Here is a 15,338-nt window from a genome sequence, read left to right on the forward strand (position 1 = left end):
TGCGCGTAGTCCCCTGCCAAAGTCTGTTGCCGAAGATTCGCAACGGGCCCGAACCAGCACAAGTCTCGGGCGTCGGAATAATGGCAAAAAGCTACGCCCGCGTCGTTTTCAGAATGCTGGAGGTCGATCCGCGCAGGTATTGCGAAGAAACTGCCGGGCCCGTGGGTCACAGGCACAAGCCACATTGATGCGATGCCAATCACCCGCCTCGCCGCTGGGACTGAAGGCATCTGCTGCCGATAACTCCAGCCCGCAATGCTGAGCCTGGCTGCGCACCAATGCTTGATCCTTCAATCGTGCCCGCGCCCAGATGAACAGTCCGCCAACCGGCTTGCCGAACACTTCCCACTCGGCATCTTCCAGGGCCTGCAAGGCCGCTGCGCGATCGGCATTCAAGCGCTGGCGCTGACGTTGTACCAGTTTGCGATAGGCGCCGGTCGCCATCAGCCTCGCCAGCACCGCCTCAGCCAGTCTCGAACAGCCCATGCCGCTGATCATCTTGACCTCGGCCAGGCGCGTCAGCAGGTGGCTGTCTGCCAGAACAAAGCCGACGCGCAACGAACTGCTCAGTGTCTTGGAAAAGCTGCCCACGTAAATGACCCGGCCCTCATGATCCAGCGCCGCCAGCCGCGTACCGTTGCCGGTGTGCAGGTCAGCGTAGACATCATCCTCAATCACCTGCAGATCGTAGCGCTTGCTCAACTGCACAATGCGCTGGGCCACGGCGGGCGTCAGGCAACTGCCGGTGGGATTGTGATGATGACTGCCGATGAACAGGGCGCCGGGACGAAACTGACGAAGTACCGATTCAAGCATTTCGACATCTGGCCCGTTCGATGTACGGCGCACTTCGAGCATCCGTATGCCGTGCATGCGCAAGAGGTCAAACAACGGTGCATGACCGGGCGTTTCCACCACCACACAATCGCCGGCCTTGAACAGGGTGCGGACAATCAGGTCCAGCGCATGACTGGCACCGCTGGTACTCATCAGCCGGCTGCTGCAGGCAGCAATATTCAGCACTTTGAGGCGCCTGACAATTTGCTCGCGCAGCGCTGGCAGAGCCCAGCGGCGAGCTGTAATTGAACAGGCTGTCCATATCGGTGCGCGCGACCTCACGCAACGCGTAGCTGAGGTCGTCGGGCTCGCGCCAGCTCGACGGCAAGCTGCCCTGCCCCAGTTTCAAGCGACCGCTCGCAGCACTGATCTCACTGCACCAGGCATGGCGCCCCTCGAACCCGGCGAGTTCCGGATCTGCATCGCGCAGCGTCGGCGGCGCCGCAACGATAAAGCCGGAGCCCTGACGCGTGGTCAGGACACCCTGCGACACCAGGCGCTCGCAGGCCTCGACCACGCACGACTGGCTGAGCAGATTACCGCGGGCGATTTGCCGCACAGAGGGCAACCGCGTTGCAGGCGGGACGCCGCTTTGCACAATCCAGTCCGTCAGACCGTCGACAACCTGCTGCACGACCGGCACCATTGCCTGTCGGTCAATTCTCAGTTCCATGAGCTCGCAAACTCCTGTCCGTTTTGCTGACAGCAGTAAATCACAGCCGCGCCGTCGAAGCTGTGCGACAAACGCGTCAAATGCAGCCGTTCTAACTCTTTGATACACATTGTTTAACGGCATTCACGCCGCAGAGCGCGAGGCACAAAAAACCCGCGCGAAGGCGGGTTCGTTGGATGAGGGCGAATGTCAAAACGCGGTCACACCGCCGTCCACCGCCAGAGAGTGCCCGGTTGTGAATGCCGCGCCATCGCTGCACAGATACAGCACAGCACTGGCGATTTCTTCGACCTTGCCGATGCGTCCGACCGGGTGCATGGCGTTGGCGAATTCGCCCTTCTTCGGGTCGGCTTCGTAGGCGCGGCGGAACATGTCTGTATCGATTACCGCCGGGCACACAGCGTTGACGCGGATTTTCTTCTTCGCGTATTCGATCGCTGCCGACTTGGTCAGGCCGATCACCGCATGTTTCGACGCCGCGTAGATGCTCATCTTCGGCGCTGCACCCAGCCCGGCCACCGACGCCGTGTTGACGATCGCGCCACCGCCTTGGGCCAGCAGCAGCGGCAACTGATACTTCATGCACAGCCAGACGCCTTTGACGTTGACGCCCATGATCGCGTCGAACTCGTCCAAAGAACCGTCGGCGAGTTTGCCTTTCTCGATTTCGATCCCGGCGTTGTTGAAGGCGTAGTCGAGACGCCCGTAGGTAGTGATCACCTCATCCATCAGATTTTTTACATCGCTTTCCAGCGTCACATCGCAGCGCACGAAGGACGCTTCGCCACCGGCTGTACGAATCAGCGCCACCGTGCCTTCGCCTCCAGCCGCGTCAAGGTCAGCCACCACCACTTTCAGGCCTTCGGCGGCAAACGCCAGGGCTGTCGCGCGACCGATGCCGTAGGCGGCTCCCGTGATTACAACCACCTGACCGGAAAATGTCATGCTCATGGAGATGTCCTCGAATGCAAAAACTGGAGATGTTGCGTCGCAGCATAGCCAAGGGCGGCGAAAGCGCGTCAGCACTATGCAATCGCTGTTTACCGGCGCATGCGCTGCAGTGATGAAACCCGCCGCGTAACCATCACTGCACTGGATCGTCTCGCATTCGCCGTATCAGCCAACCTTGCGACATCGCCGTTGAAGAGCTATCAACAAGGCTTCCTTCCATTCGAGTGCCTGTCATGACCAACCAGACCAATCGCCAGTTCCTGCTCGCCAAACGCCCGGTGGGCGCCGCGACTCGCGAAACTTTCACTTACCAGGAAGTACCGGTCGGCGAGCCACAGGCGGGACAGATTCTGGTGAAAAACGAATACCTGTCCCTCGACCCCGCCATGCGCGGTTGGATGAACGAAGGCAAGTCCTACATCCCGCCGGTCGGTCTCGGTGAGGTCATGCGCGCACTGGGCGTGGGAAAAGTCATCGCCTCGAACCATCCTGGCTTCGCCGTCGGCGATTACGTTAACGGCGCCCTCGGTGTGCAGGATTATTTCCTCGGCGAGCCGCGCGGTTTTTATAAGGTCGACCCGAAACTCGCGCCATTGCCACGCTATCTGTCTGCACTGGGCATGACCGGCATGACCGCCTACTTCGCCCTGCTCGATGTCGGCGCACCGAAAGCCGGTGACACCGTGGTGCTATCCGGCGCGGCCGGTGCGGTGGGCAGCGCGGCCGGGCAGATCGCCAAAATCAAAGGCTGCCGCGTCGTTGGCATCGCCGGCGGGGCCGACAAGTGCAAATTCCTCATCGATGAGTTGGGCTTTGACGGCGCCATCGATTACAAGGCCGAAGATGTTGTGGCCGGACTCAAACGTGAATGCCCGAAAGGCGTGGACGTGTACTTCGATAACGTCGGCGGTGACATTCTCGACGCGGTGCTGAGCCGCTTGAACATGAAGGCGCGAGTGGTGATCTGCGGCGCGATCAGCCAGTACAACAATAAAGAAGCGGTCAAAGGCCCGGCCAATTACCTGTCACTGCTGGTCAATCGCGCGCGCATGGAAGGTTTTGTGGTGATGGACTACGCCGCGCAGTTCGCCAGCGCCGCGCAGGAGATGGCCGGCTGGATGGCCAACGGGCAGCTCAAGAGCAAGGAAGATGTGGTTGAAGGACTGGAGACGTTCCCGGAGACGCTGATGAAACTGTTCAACGGCGAGAACTTTGGCAAATTGGTGTTGAAGGTTTAAGGCAAGCCTGAAACCAATGTGGGAGCGAGCCTGCTCGCGAAAGCGGTGGATCAGTCGGTTATGATGCCGACTGACACTCCCCTTCGCGAGCAAGCTCGCTCCCACAGTTGGATCTTCAATAAGCTTCAGGCGATTTCGGCTACCACCGCCGCCAACGCCTGCGCCGGATCTGCCGCCTGGCTGATCGGACGGCCGATCACCAGGTAATCGGAACCGGCATCCAGCGCCTGACGTGGGGTCAGAATGCGCCGTTGATCATCTTGCGCGCTGCCCGCCGGGCGAATCCCCGGGGTCACCAGTTGCAGCGACGGGTGCGCGGTTTTCAGCGCCGACGCTTCCAGCGCCGAACACACCAGACCGTCCATCCCGGCCTTCTCGGCCAGCGCCGCCAGACGCAGCACTTGTTCCTGCGGCTCGATATCCAGGCCGATACCGGCCAGATCCTCGCGCTCCATGCTGGTCAGCACGGTCACACCAATCAACAACGGTTGCGGACCACTGCGCTTGTCCAGCACTTCACGGCAGGCCGCCATCATGCGCAGGCCACCGGAGCAGTGCACGTTGACCATCCACACACCCATCTCGGCAGCGGCTTTCACGGCCATCGCGGTGGTGTTGGGGATGTCGTGGAATTTCAGGTCCAGAAACACTTCAAAACCCTTGTCACGCAGGGTGCCGACGATTTCCGCCGCGCAACTGGTGAACAGTTCCTTGCCCACTTTGACCCGGCACAGTTTCGGGTCCAACTGGTCGGCCAGCTTCAGTGCGGCGTCACGGGTGGGGAAATCCAGGGCGACGATGATAGGAGTCTGGCAGGCGGACATGGATGGGCTCTCAGGCTGGTCGAAAACGGCGCGCATTGTAGCGGAACCGGCGGCGGCGCGGCACCCGATGATCGGTAAATCGTCGCGCCGACCGTGATCAGCTTAGCCGGCGCGGTGAATGTGTCGACTCCGATACACAGCCGACACGCCCGCAACACGCACCGGGGTTAGCCTCGCCGGCGCAACACGTCCTTACAACAGCACTTCCCGCCTCCCGGCTGGACGCCTATGCTGAAACCACCTCTGGTAGTGAACAGCCCCATGCCCAACGCCCCGACAACCGTGACGGATGAAAGCAAAGACGACAAGCGCTGGAGCATCCGCGCTTTGATCGTCGACGACGACGTGCCGATCCGCGAGCTGATGATCGATTACCTCGCCCGTTTCAACATTCACGCCAGCGGCGTCACCGACGGCGCGGCGATGCGCCAGGCGCTGCAGGGCGAACATTTCGACGTCATCGTCCTCGACCTGATGCTACCCGGCGAAGACGGTCTGTCGCTGTGTCGCTGGCTGCGCGCCGAATCGGACATCCCGATCCTGATGCTCACCGCCCGCTGCGAACCCACCGACCGCATCATCGGCCTGGAACTGGGCGCCGACGATTACATGGCCAAACCGTTCGAACCACGCGAACTGGTCGCCCGCATCCAGACCATCCTGCGCCGCGTGCGCGACGACCGCACTGACCAGCGCGCGAACCTTCGCTTCGACAACTGGCGCCTCAACAGCGTCCTGCGCCAAGTGGTCGCCGACAACGGCCTGGTAGTGCCCTTGTCCAACGCCGAATTCCGCCTGCTCTGGGTCTTTCTCGAACGCCCGCGCCGCGTGCTCAGCCGCGAACAATTGCTCGACGCCGCTCGCGGTCGCTCGATCGAAGCCTTCGACCGCAGCATCGACCTGCTGGTCTCGCGCCTGCGGCAAAAACTCGGCGACGATCCGAAAGCCCCGCAACTGATCAAGACCGTACGCGGCGAGGGTTACCTGTTCGACGCGCGGGACATCGGCTGATGAAGGCGCGCTTCGACACGCTGTTCGGGCGTCTGTTTGGCGTGCTGTTCGTGGCGATTGTCCTGGCGCACTTGCTGGCCTTCGCCTGGTTCAGACTCTACGGCCCTCCTCCGCCCCCACCGCCGCCAGAACTCTCAACGAATATCGACGGCCAACCGCCCATGCACGATCCTGCTTACCCTCCGAGGCAAGCACGGCCCTGGTTCGGTGGCCCGGTGGTGCCGCTGACCTTTCAATTCATCACGCTGATGATTGCTGCCTGGTACGGTGCGAAACTGCTCAGCCGACCAATCCAGCGCCTGAGCGACGCCGCCGAACGCCTGAGCGAAGACCTCGACAGCGCCCCCTCGACGAATCCGGCCCGCGCGAAGCCCGGCAAGCGGCGCACACCTTCAACCTCATGCAACGGCGCATCCGCGAACAGGTCCAGCAACGCGCGCGCATGCTCGGCGCCGTCTCCCACGACCTGCGCACGCCACTGTCACGGCTGAAACTGCGCCTGGAAAACATCAGCGACGACAAGCTGCAAAACCAGATGCGCCAGGATCTGGACGACATGATCAGCATGCTCGACGCCACCCTCACCTATCTGCACGAACAACGCACCAGCGAAGCCTTGCAACTGCTCGACGTGCAAGCGCTGGTCGAATCGCTCTGCGAGAACGCCCAGGACCAGGGCGCCGATGTACAGGTCAGCGGCGGCTGCACGCCCTTGCCGGTGCAACCGATGGCACTGCGTTCGTGCATCAACAACCTGCTGGACAACGCCCTGCGTTACGCCGGACAGGCAAGGATTGAACTGCTGGAACAGCGCGAAGAACTGCTGATTCGGGTAATTGATCACGGGCCGGGCATTGCTGAAGACCAGCGGGAAGCCGTGTTTGAACCGTTCTACCGACTGGAAGGCTCGCGTAATCGCAACTCCGGCGGCGTGGGGTTGGGCATGACCATTGCCCGGGAAGCGGCGCAGCGGTTGGGTGGGCGGTTGGATCTGGAAGAAACGCCGGGTGGCGGGCTGACTGCCATTGTTCGGTTGCCACGGGGCTGAGGCTCAGCCGACTTGAAGTGTGAGCGAGCCTGCTCGCGAAAGCGTCTGATGATTCAATGCCTTGGTTGAATGTATCGGCCTCTTCGCGAGCAGGCTCGCTCCCACAATGAAACTGAGTGTATTCGGCAGATATTGGTTGGATGTGGAGGCGCTATCGCTGGCAAGCCAGCTCCCACAGGGATCGAGTGGTTTCAGAGAGAGATGGGTTGGCTTTGTGGGCGCTATCGCGAGCAGGCTCACTCCTACAGTTTGATCGAGCGCGTCCAGCAAAAAGGGGTCGGCTGCCAGGCCGCCTTCGCGAGCAGGCTCGCTCCCACAAAAGCAAAAGCAAAAGCAAAGCAGCGCAGCTGCCCGCGGCGAAGCCGCCCCACTCAACAATGAGCGCAAGCTCGAGTGCTCTTGATCTTGATCCACCGGCGACGTCGGAAGGCTGAGTGGAGGGATTGATCCGGGGTGGGAGCGCAGCGACCGTCTGGCGCAGCCAGACACAGCGGAAGGAGGTGCAGCGAAGCAAACCGTAGCCGCTGCGCCCGGATCGATCCCGTAGCGAAGGAACCCGAGCCTGCGAGGGCCGAACGCAGGAGCAAGCCTTTTCGGTTACCTTTTTGGCGTTTGAAAAAGGTGACCCGCCGTAAGGGCGGAACCGTAATCAGCAACACCCGCAGAAACGGATATACACCCAAAACCCCAAGAGCCTGGTCGGCCCAAAGGCCGCCAAGCCCCCTAGACCCGAGCCTGACTCTTACTCCAATCCGTCAAAAGACTATAAGCCACCGCCAACAAAGTAGGCCCAATAAACAACCCGATAAACCCAAACGCAATCAACCCGCCAAACACCCCAAGCAACACAATCACCAACGGCAGATTGCCGCCACGGCTGATCAGATACGGCTTGAGCACATTGTCCACGCCACTGATGATGAACGTCCCCCAGATCCCGAGAAAGATCGCCATCCCGTACTCACCCTTCCACACCAGCCAAGCCGTGGCCGGCACCCACACCAGCGGTGGCCCCATCGGAATCAGACTCAACATAAACGTGACGATCCCCAGCACCAGCGCCCCAGGGACCCCGGCAATGAAAAAGCCGATCAACGCCAGCACCGCCTGCGCCGCCGCCGTACCAATCACACCGTTGACCACCCGCTGCACCGTGCCCGCCACCAATTCGATGTAATAACCGGCACGATCGCCAATCAAGCGCTGCAACAGACTGTGCACAAACGCCGCCAGTCGTGGCCCGTCACGGTAGAAAAAGAACACGAACACCAGACTCAGCGTCAGCTCGAGAATCCCGCCGCCGATCTGCGCACTACGCGCCAGCAGCCAGTTGCCGACCTGGCCCAGATACGGCTTGATCGAGACCATCAGCGCCGCGCCCTGCTGATCGATGCTGTCCCACATCGCCACCAGCCGCTCACCGACCAGAGGCACGCTGCCAAGCCAGGTCGGCGCTTCCGGCAAACCGTCGACCTGCACGTCCTTGATGAATGCCGTGGCATCGCGCACATGATCGGCAAGATTGAAACCCAGCCACACCAGCGGCGCCGCCACCAGCAACATCCAGCCCAGCGTCAGGATCAACGCAGCCAGCGATTCGCGGCCATTGAGCGCGCGGGTCAACAGACGCATCAGCGGCCAACTGGCGAACGCCAGCACCGCGCCCCAGAACAGCGCCGACCAGAACGGCGCCATCACCCACAGGCTGGCACCAAACAACACCAGCAGCAGAATCTGCACCAGCAGGCGATCGTTATTGAGCATGGAAAATCCCGGCAAAGTCAGTCAGCGAAAGAGTAGGCGAACACTGCGTGCGTGCTCGCCCGGCACAGCTTATCGCAACAGGTCGATGCGCAGGCCAGAGCCGTCGAGATTGCCGGTTTCCATCCGCGCCGCGCGCACACCCTGAGTGATCAGCGCCTGGCGCCACGCTTCGGCCTTGGCCCCGGAAACCGTGACCCGCAAGGTCGTGTCGAGATTCAGGCCACGGGAAATCAAGCGCAGCCAGGTGGCATCCGGCTCATCGACCAGTTTCGGGAAATCCAGCTCGCCAGTGCTCTTCAATTGACGCAGCAAGGTCGCCGAGGTCGGCAGCAACTCGCCCAACGGCGCAACCGCCTCGAATTGCTCGACATGCAGATAGGCTTTGCGATTGCCGCGAGTGATGCTGTAGAGCGCCACCAGCGTGTTGTCCTCTGGCGCCGCCAGCCTGAGCAACAGATAGGCCTGTTGCTCGTCAGCGCCATACAGTTTGGCGTTGCCGAACACTTCGTTGGCCCACAGGCTGCTTTCGCCGCAGTCACGTGCCTGACACCAGAACAGCAACTCGGCATCCTGCTGTTGCAGGGCTTCGCGGGCGGCGGTAAAGGCTTCGGTGGCGGAATGTTCCGGCGGCAACTCGTAGGTCACCGAGGTGGTCTGGCCGCGAGCGGTGATCTGGCCGTCGAAGCGCAACTGGCCGCTGATCTTGCGAATCGAGCCCAGCGGGTAGATGCGCTCCAGCTCGGCCGCCGGGCGATAGTCGACGATCTGTGCGTCGGCCAGACGCGGCACGATTTGCAGATCCTGGCTGCCCGGCACATCGGCAGCGAAGGACAAGGGGCTGAAGCAGCACAGCGCGAAAAGACTGAGTGACCGCATAGTCAGGCTCACCGGACGGTCATGGCTGGGCGGGTCGGGGTCGCAGCGGTATAGAAATCCATCGAGTTTGTCTCCCATTTCAACCCGCCCAGCCTCGGCAGTTGCCCGCAGCAAGTCAAGGCATGGCGAAGAAGCGATTGAAACAGTCTGCTACAAGACCTGCGCCAGCCTCGTCATTCAGGTGCAGATGATGCCCGCCCGGCAGCTGTTCGTGGCTGAAGGGTAGACGCTGCAGCAACTCAGGATGCCTGGCCAGCATGCCATCCGCCGCGACTACCAAATGCGCCGGGCAACTGACGCGCGAGGCAAACGCCATTGCCTGTTCTTCCGTCAGGCGCAGCGGCGATGGCAGGGTCAGGCGATTGTCGGTGCGCCAGGTGTAACCGCCGGGGACCGGCATCAAGCCGCGCTGGGCCAACAGCTCAGCAGCTTCGCGACTGACCGCCACCAGGCCTTTCATCCGCGCCTCGATGGCTCGATCGAGGGTGGTATAGACCGGTTTGCGCTTTTCGCGCAGATCGAGTTGCGCCTGCAAGGCCATGCCCATGCGCTCGGCGGCGTTCTCACCTTTGTCTGTCGGAGGAATCACTCCATCGATGAGCGCCAGATGGCTGATGCGCTCCGGCAGCGAACCGGCGAGGACCATCGAGACAATCGCGCCCATCGAATGCCCGAGCAAACCGAAACGCTTCCAGCCCAATTGCTCGGCGACTTGCAGCACATCATGGGCGTAGTCCCACAGGGCATAACCGGCGCCGCTTGGCCGATGAGCGGAATGACCGTGGCCGGCCATGTCCAGCGCGACGATACGCAAACCGTGGAGCTTCGGCGCCAGCCGCGCGAAGCTGTTGGCGTTGTCGAGCCAGCCGTGCAACGCGATCACCGGCAGGCCGTCCTCGGGGCCGAACAGATGCGCGGCCAACTCGATATGCGGCAGGTTCAGGCGCACTTCTTCGCAGGTCGGGCTCATGCGCAATCCTTGTTCTGCCGCTGTTCCCAGCGCATGAACAGGCTCTTGAGCAATCGCGCCGTGTCCTGCGGGCGCTCCAGCGGAAACATGTGCCCGCCGGGCATGCTCAGTGCCTCACCTTGCGGCAGTCGCGAGACGAAACGCGTGTGATGACGCATCACCACGCGGCTCTTGTGCCCGCGCACCATGGCCAGCGGCACCTGCAACTGGCGGGTGCGCCCCGGACTGGTGTGCGGCACGCCGCGATAGATGCTGATTTCCGTGGCTGGGTCAAAACGCAGACGAAGCTTGTCGTCGACCTGATGCAAACCGTGTTGCAGGTAGGCATCGAAGCATTCCGGATCGAAGCCGCGAAACAGGGTTTTGCCGGAAAAATAACTGCGGGCGCTGTCGAGATCGGCGAATTCTTCACGGCGCCCAAGGGTGCGCCCGGCCGGAGTCAGCTTATCGATGAAACCAAAGCGTTTGGCCGCACGAATCACCCACTGATCAGTGCGGGTCAAGACTGGCGAGTCGAGCATCACCACACCGCGATACAACTCTGGACAACGCAACGCCGCGTGCAAATGCAGCAGACCACCAAAGGAATGGCCAACGCCCCATACCGGCTGTTCCTGCTGCTCGAGATGATGGATCAGTTCATCGACGAGGTTGTACCAATTGTCGTCCGCCGGAAAACGCGGGTCATGGGCGTGCTGCTCCAGATGCGCGACCCGGTACTCCGGCGCCAGCGCCGCGAACAACTTGCCGTAGGTTCCCGAAGGAAGCCATTGGCGTGGGCGAAAAAGATCGGTTGCGACATGCGGGCAAATCCATGAGCGGGAAACGTGCGTTGATTGTCCGCAAGACCCGGCGCCGCAGCAATGACCATAACTGCCAGAAATGGTGGTGGAGACGCTTCGCAAGCAAAAGACCACAACACCGAAGGCTGCGGTCTTTTGATCTTCAACCTGTCAACGCAGCGGCGGCTGCTCTCCCAGCGGCACCACCGCCATGGTCAGGCGCGACACGCAACTGGCCTTGCCTTCGTCGCTGGTCAAACGGATGTCCCAAACGTGCGTGGTGCGGCCGATATGGATCGGCGTGGCCACCGCCGTCACCCGCCCACTGCGCAAACCGCGCAGGTGATTGGCGTTGATCTCCAGGCCAACGCAATAGAACCTGCTGGCATCGATGCACAGATAACTGGCCATCGAACCCACGGTTTCCGCCAGCACCACCGACGCGCCGCCATGCAGCAGACCATAAGGCTGATGGGTGCGGTGGTCGATGACCATGCTCGCCGTCAGCGACTGTTCATCGAAGGCTTCGAAACGAATATCCAGCACTTCGCCGATGGTGTTCTTCTGGATCGCGTTCAACTGTTCGATGTCGGGAGTAGTACGCCACAAGCTCATCGCAGACTTCCTTTGTTGTTGTAATCGATGCCTAATCCTGCCACAGCACCGCCTCGCTGCGCGCGCTCCATTCTTCGAAGCGCGGCCCGTAGCGATCCTCGATGACGTTGCGTTTGATTTTCAGGGTCGGTGTGAGGAAGCCGTTGTCCACCGCCCAACTGTCCTTGACTACGACCAGCCGGTGCAGGCGTTCGTGCTTGTCGAGGGCGGCGTTGACCTCCCCAGCAGCTTTTCCAGGCTCGCGTGCAGGCTGGCACGAGGCTCTTGCTGATTGACCGTCGACAGCACGCACAAGCCCAGCGGCGCCCTCAGGCCATCGCCGACCACGCACACTTGCTCGATGCGCGAATGCACGGCCAGACGGTTTTCGATCGGCGCCGGCGCGACGTATTTGCCCTTGCTGGTCTTGAAGATTTCCTTGAGTCGCCCGGTCAGGCGCAGGCGCCCTTCACTGTCCTGCTCGCCCTTGTCGCCCGTGCGCAGAAAGCCGTCTGCGGTAAGCGTCTCGGCGGTTTTCTGCGGTTCCTTGAAATAGCCGAGCATGTTGGCCTGGCTGCGCACCTGCACTTCGCCGGACTCATCGATGCGCACCTCGACTTCCGGGCATGGCTGGCCGATCCAGCCCTGCTTGTACTGCCCCGGCAAGCAGATATGCGAATAACCGCAGCCCTCGGTCATGCCATAGACCTCCAGCACATCGAGGCCGAGTTTCTGATACCAGGCGAGCAAGGTCTGCGGTACCGGCGCGGCGCCGGACAATGCCACGCGCAAGGCGTCCAGCCCAAGCCCGGCGAGCACTTTGCGCCCGACCCGTTTACCGATGAAGGGCAGCCCGAGGAGAAAATCCAGACGCTTTGCCGGAATCTTGCCATACACGCCCATCTGGAATTTGGTCCAGATACGCGGCACGCCAAACATCGCCGTCGGCCGCGCGCGCTGCAGATCGGTGATGAACGTCTCGAGGCTTTCGGCAAAGAACACTGTCTGCCCGGTATAGATCGAGGCCAGTTCGACAAACATGCGCTCGGCAACGTGGCACAGCGGTAGATACGACAGCAGCCGATCGTTCTCGTTGAGCCCGAACAGCTGCGTGCCACGACTGGTGGCGAAACCGAGATTGGCGAAACTGTGCATCACGCCTTTCGGCAGGCCGGTGGTGCCGGAGGTGTAAATGATCGTCGCCAATTGCTCGGCGGCGGGACGTGGATCGTCCTGGATTGGCGAACAGCTCTGCAGGTCCGCCCAGCTGTAATCGAACTCGCCTGGCGGATGCAGCGGCAGGCTGATGGTCGGCAGGCCCGTCGGCACGCCCTGCGACATGCCCGCCCAGTCATCGAGCTTGCCGATGAACGCCAGCGCACTTTCTGAATGAGTCAGCACCTGCGCCACGGACTCGGCGGTGAGATTGGGGTACAGCGGCACCGACACATGTCCGGCCATCCAGATCGCCAGATCGGCGATGATCCAGTGCGCGCAATTTTTCGAGATCAGGGCGATGTGGCTGCCGGGCGGCAGCTCCCGCGCCCGCAACCAGTGCGCGGCGCAGCGGGCCTGATGGCCGACATCGGCCCACGTCAGCGTCTCCACCTGACCACCGCCGATGGGCTGCACCAGAAAGCGCTGGCGCGGGTGCCGGGCTTCCCGTTCGTAGAACACGTCCAGCGGCAAACGGAAGGCGGCAGACATGCGACTCGCTCCTGTTTTTTTGGTCTGGAGCAAGCGTAGTCAACCAAGCAAGTGCTTGGTTGGAATTTTCAAACAAATAATTTCCTAAGGATTGCGCCGCTCAAATGTGGGAGCGGGCTTGCTCGCGAATGCGGTGTATCAGACACATCAACCGTGAACGACACACCGCATTCGCGAGCAGGCTCGCTCCCACAGGGATATGGCGTTAAGGGTGCTTGAGGCTGTTGAGCTTCATCGAGCCAATCAGCAGCTCGCTGTGCTCAAGCTCCGCCAGCCCCGCTGTACTGACCTTCTCCGACGGATGCCCGGCGCCGTGTTGCAGATAGCTGAGCAGATTGCCCACCAACGGGTTGTGGCTGACCAGCAGCACATTGCTCACCGACACCAATTGCTCGGCCACCTTGTCCGGATCGCTCTCCGGCGTCAGCCATTCGACCGTGCGAATCTCCGGCTCGAACCCCAGCGCCTCGCGGACAATCTGCGCGGTTTGCTGAGCGCGTACATAAGGGCTGGCATAAATCGCCGTCAGCGGCTGCCCGATCAGATGCGCCGCGCTGCTGAGGACTTCCTTACGGCCGTGCTCGGTCAACTCGCGTTCGGAATCGATTTTCGAGCCGTGAGGCACCGCCTCACCATGACGCAATACCCAGAGTTTCATAGTTTGGGCTCCTCATCGCGCACGGGATGCGCGGCCGGGGCGACGGTGTGCGGCGCTTCCCCTTCCGGGGTGCGCGGCGCCGGCCAGTCGGCGAACGGCCAGGGCTTCTGGTCACTGTGAAACGTGCCGAAGCGGCCGATCTGCGCGAGGAACTGGCTGAGGCTGTCGCCAAAATTCATCAGGCTGGCGCTCGGTGCGCCGTAGATCAGGCGGTAGATCAGTTGCACCAGGACCACCGCGCCGAGGATGAATTGCGCGACTTGCCAGACCAGCAGATAAACGATCATCCACAACACCCGCAGGAGAATGGATTCGTACTGGGTTTCGCTTTTCGGATCGTTCATGGCTTGCTTCCTGTCCGTGTAACAGCTGAATCAGTTGAAACCGCTGGTGGAAATAAAGTCGACGTCGGTTTTCGGCTCGGCACGCATCAGTAGACCGATCACCTGCTCCAGCGTGCGTCCTTCGAACAGGATCGCGTGCAGCCCGGCGACCAGCGGCATGTACACGCCGACTTCCTGGGACTTGGCCTTGAGCACCTTGAGGGTGTTGACCCCTTCAGCGACCTCACCGAGACGCGACACCGCTTCGTCGAGGCTCAAGCCCTGACCGAGGGCGAAACCGACCTGATAGTTGCGGCTTTTCGGTGAAGAGCAGGTGACGATCAGATCGCCGACCCCGGCCAGACCGAGGAAGGTCATCGGGTTGGCGCCTTGATTCACCGCAAATCGGGTCATCTCGGCCAAGGCGCGGGTGATCAGCATGCTCTTGGTGTTCTCGCCCATTTCCAGCGCCACCGCCATGCCGGCGATGATTGCGTAAACGTTTTTCAACGCACCGCCCAGCTCGACACCGAAACGGTCGGCGCTGGCGTAAACGCGGAAGGTGCGCCCGTGCAGCGCGGCTTGCACCGCTTTGCACAGTTCTTCGTCTTCGCTGGCGACCACCGTGGCGGTCAATGCGTGCTCGGCGATTTCCCGCGCCAGGTTCGGCCCGGACAACACGCCGATGCGTGCCTGCGGGGCGATCTCTTCGAGGATCTGGCTCATCAGCTTGAAGGTCTGCGCTTCGATGCCTTTGGTCAGGCTGACCAGCATCTTGCGGCTCAAACGCTCGGCGTGGGCGGCGAGTACCGTGCGCAAGGCGCTGGACGGCAGCGCGACAAAGCACAGATCGCAGGCGTCGAGGGTGGCTTGCAGGTCGGTGACGGCGGTCACGCCCGGCAGAATCTTGATGCCTTTGAGGTAACGCGGGTTTTCGCGATTTACCCGGATGGCCTCGGCCTGCTCGGGGTCACGCATCCACTGAAGGACTTGATGGCCGTTCTCGGCCAGCAGATTGGCCACGGCGGTACCAAAACTTCCGCCTCCCAGGACCGCAATCGGGCGCTGTTCAGTCATATGCA

The 15,338-nt window shown here is 61.8% G+C and carries 11 protein-coding genes and 4 pseudogenes; 3 read left to right on the forward strand and 12 right to left on the reverse strand.

The window, feature by feature from the left end; translation table 11 throughout:
• Positions 1 to 108 precede the first annotated feature (108 nt).
• Together LJU32_24525 and LJU32_24530 are read right to left on the reverse strand one after the other, a co-directional pair.
• Positions 109 to 1,510 (reverse strand): annotated as a pseudogene (locus LJU32_24525) (PLP-dependent aminotransferase family protein).
• A 189-nt stretch (positions 1,511 to 1,699) separates the two neighbouring features.
• Positions 1,700 to 2,461: an SDR family oxidoreductase gene (locus LJU32_24530; GenBank protein WKV88524.1), complete on the reverse strand. Its 762-nt coding sequence runs from the start codon at positions 2,459 to 2,461 to the stop codon at positions 1,700 to 1,702.
• A gap of 233 nt (positions 2,462 to 2,694) precedes the next feature.
• On the opposite strand from LJU32_24530, the gene LJU32_24535 reads away from it, so the two are divergent.
• A complete protein-coding gene (locus LJU32_24535) occupies positions 2,695 to 3,699 on the forward strand; it encodes an NADP-dependent oxidoreductase (protein WKV88525.1) in 1,005 nt (334 codons plus the stop codon).
• A 125-nt stretch (positions 3,700 to 3,824) separates the two neighbouring features.
• On the opposite strand, the gene pyrF is transcribed toward LJU32_24535, so the two are convergent.
• Positions 3,825 to 4,523, reverse strand: coding sequence for an orotidine-5'-phosphate decarboxylase (pyrF, locus tag LJU32_24540; GenBank protein WKV88526.1), 699 nt, complete (start codon positions 4,521 to 4,523; stop codon positions 3,825 to 3,827).
• A 261-nt stretch (positions 4,524 to 4,784) separates the two neighbouring features.
• Here pyrF and LJU32_24545 point away from each other — a divergent pair, with 261 nt between their 5' ends.
• Positions 4,785 to 5,534 (forward strand): response regulator transcription factor, encoded by a 750-nt coding sequence (locus tag LJU32_24545; GenBank protein ID WKV91189.1) that lies wholly within the window; start codon positions 4,785 to 4,787, stop codon positions 5,532 to 5,534.
• A pseudogene (locus LJU32_24550) lies at positions 5,534 to 6,582 on the forward strand (HAMP domain-containing protein). Before LJU32_24545 ends, LJU32_24550 begins: the two are co-directional and overlap by 1 nt.
• A 723-nt stretch (positions 6,583 to 7,305) precedes the next feature.
• Here the strand turns inward: LJU32_24550 and LJU32_24555 are convergent.
• From LJU32_24555 to LJU32_24595, 9 genes and pseudogenes are all read right to left on the reverse strand, one after another.
• Complete coding sequence (locus LJU32_24555; GenBank protein ID WKV88527.1) at positions 7,306 to 8,346, reverse strand: AI-2E family transporter; 1,041 nt, start codon at positions 8,344 to 8,346, stop codon at positions 7,306 to 7,308.
• Between the two features lie 69 nt (positions 8,347 to 8,415).
• Positions 8,416 to 9,222: a DUF4892 domain-containing protein gene (locus LJU32_24560; protein ID WKV91190.1), complete on the reverse strand. Its 807-nt coding sequence runs from the start codon at positions 9,220 to 9,222 to the stop codon at positions 8,416 to 8,418.
• 115 nt (positions 9,223 to 9,337) lie between these two features.
• Positions 9,338 to 10,192 (reverse strand): alpha/beta hydrolase, encoded by an 855-nt coding sequence (locus tag LJU32_24565; GenBank protein ID WKV88528.1) that lies wholly within the window; start codon positions 10,190 to 10,192, stop codon positions 9,338 to 9,340.
• Positions 10,189 to 10,994: pseudogene (locus LJU32_24570) on the reverse strand (alpha/beta hydrolase). Before LJU32_24570 ends, LJU32_24565 begins: the two are co-directional and overlap by 4 nt.
• Before the next feature lie 151 nt (positions 10,995 to 11,145).
• Positions 11,146 to 11,589, reverse strand: a complete 444-nt coding sequence (locus LJU32_24575) for a hotdog fold thioesterase (protein ID WKV88529.1) — start codon at positions 11,587 to 11,589, stop codon at positions 11,146 to 11,148.
• 31 nt (positions 11,590 to 11,620) lie between these two features.
• A pseudogene (locus LJU32_24580) lies at positions 11,621 to 13,275 on the reverse strand (AMP-binding protein).
• Positions 13,276 to 13,480: 205 nt separating this feature from the next.
• Entirely contained in the window at positions 13,481 to 13,933 is a 453-nt protein-coding gene (gene sixA / locus LJU32_24585; protein WKV88530.1) for a phosphohistidine phosphatase SixA, read from the reverse strand.
• Positions 13,930 to 14,277, reverse strand: a complete 348-nt coding sequence (locus LJU32_24590; GenBank protein WKV88531.1) for a DUF4389 domain-containing protein — start codon at positions 14,275 to 14,277, stop codon at positions 13,930 to 13,932. Before LJU32_24590 ends, sixA begins: the two co-directional genes overlap by 4 nt.
• A 30-nt stretch (positions 14,278 to 14,307) precedes the next feature.
• The gene (locus LJU32_24595; GenBank protein ID WKV88532.1) at positions 14,308 to 15,333 is read right to left on the reverse strand and encodes an NAD(P)H-dependent glycerol-3-phosphate dehydrogenase; all 1,026 of its coding nucleotides are present in this window, start codon (positions 15,331 to 15,333) and stop codon (positions 14,308 to 14,310) included.
• Positions 15,334 to 15,338 lie beyond the last annotated feature (5 nt).

The organism is Pseudomonas sp. B21_DOA (assembly GCA_030544685.1).
GTDB classification, from domain to species: Bacteria; Pseudomonadota; Gammaproteobacteria; order Pseudomonadales; family Pseudomonadaceae; genus Aquipseudomonas; species Aquipseudomonas fluorescens_AO.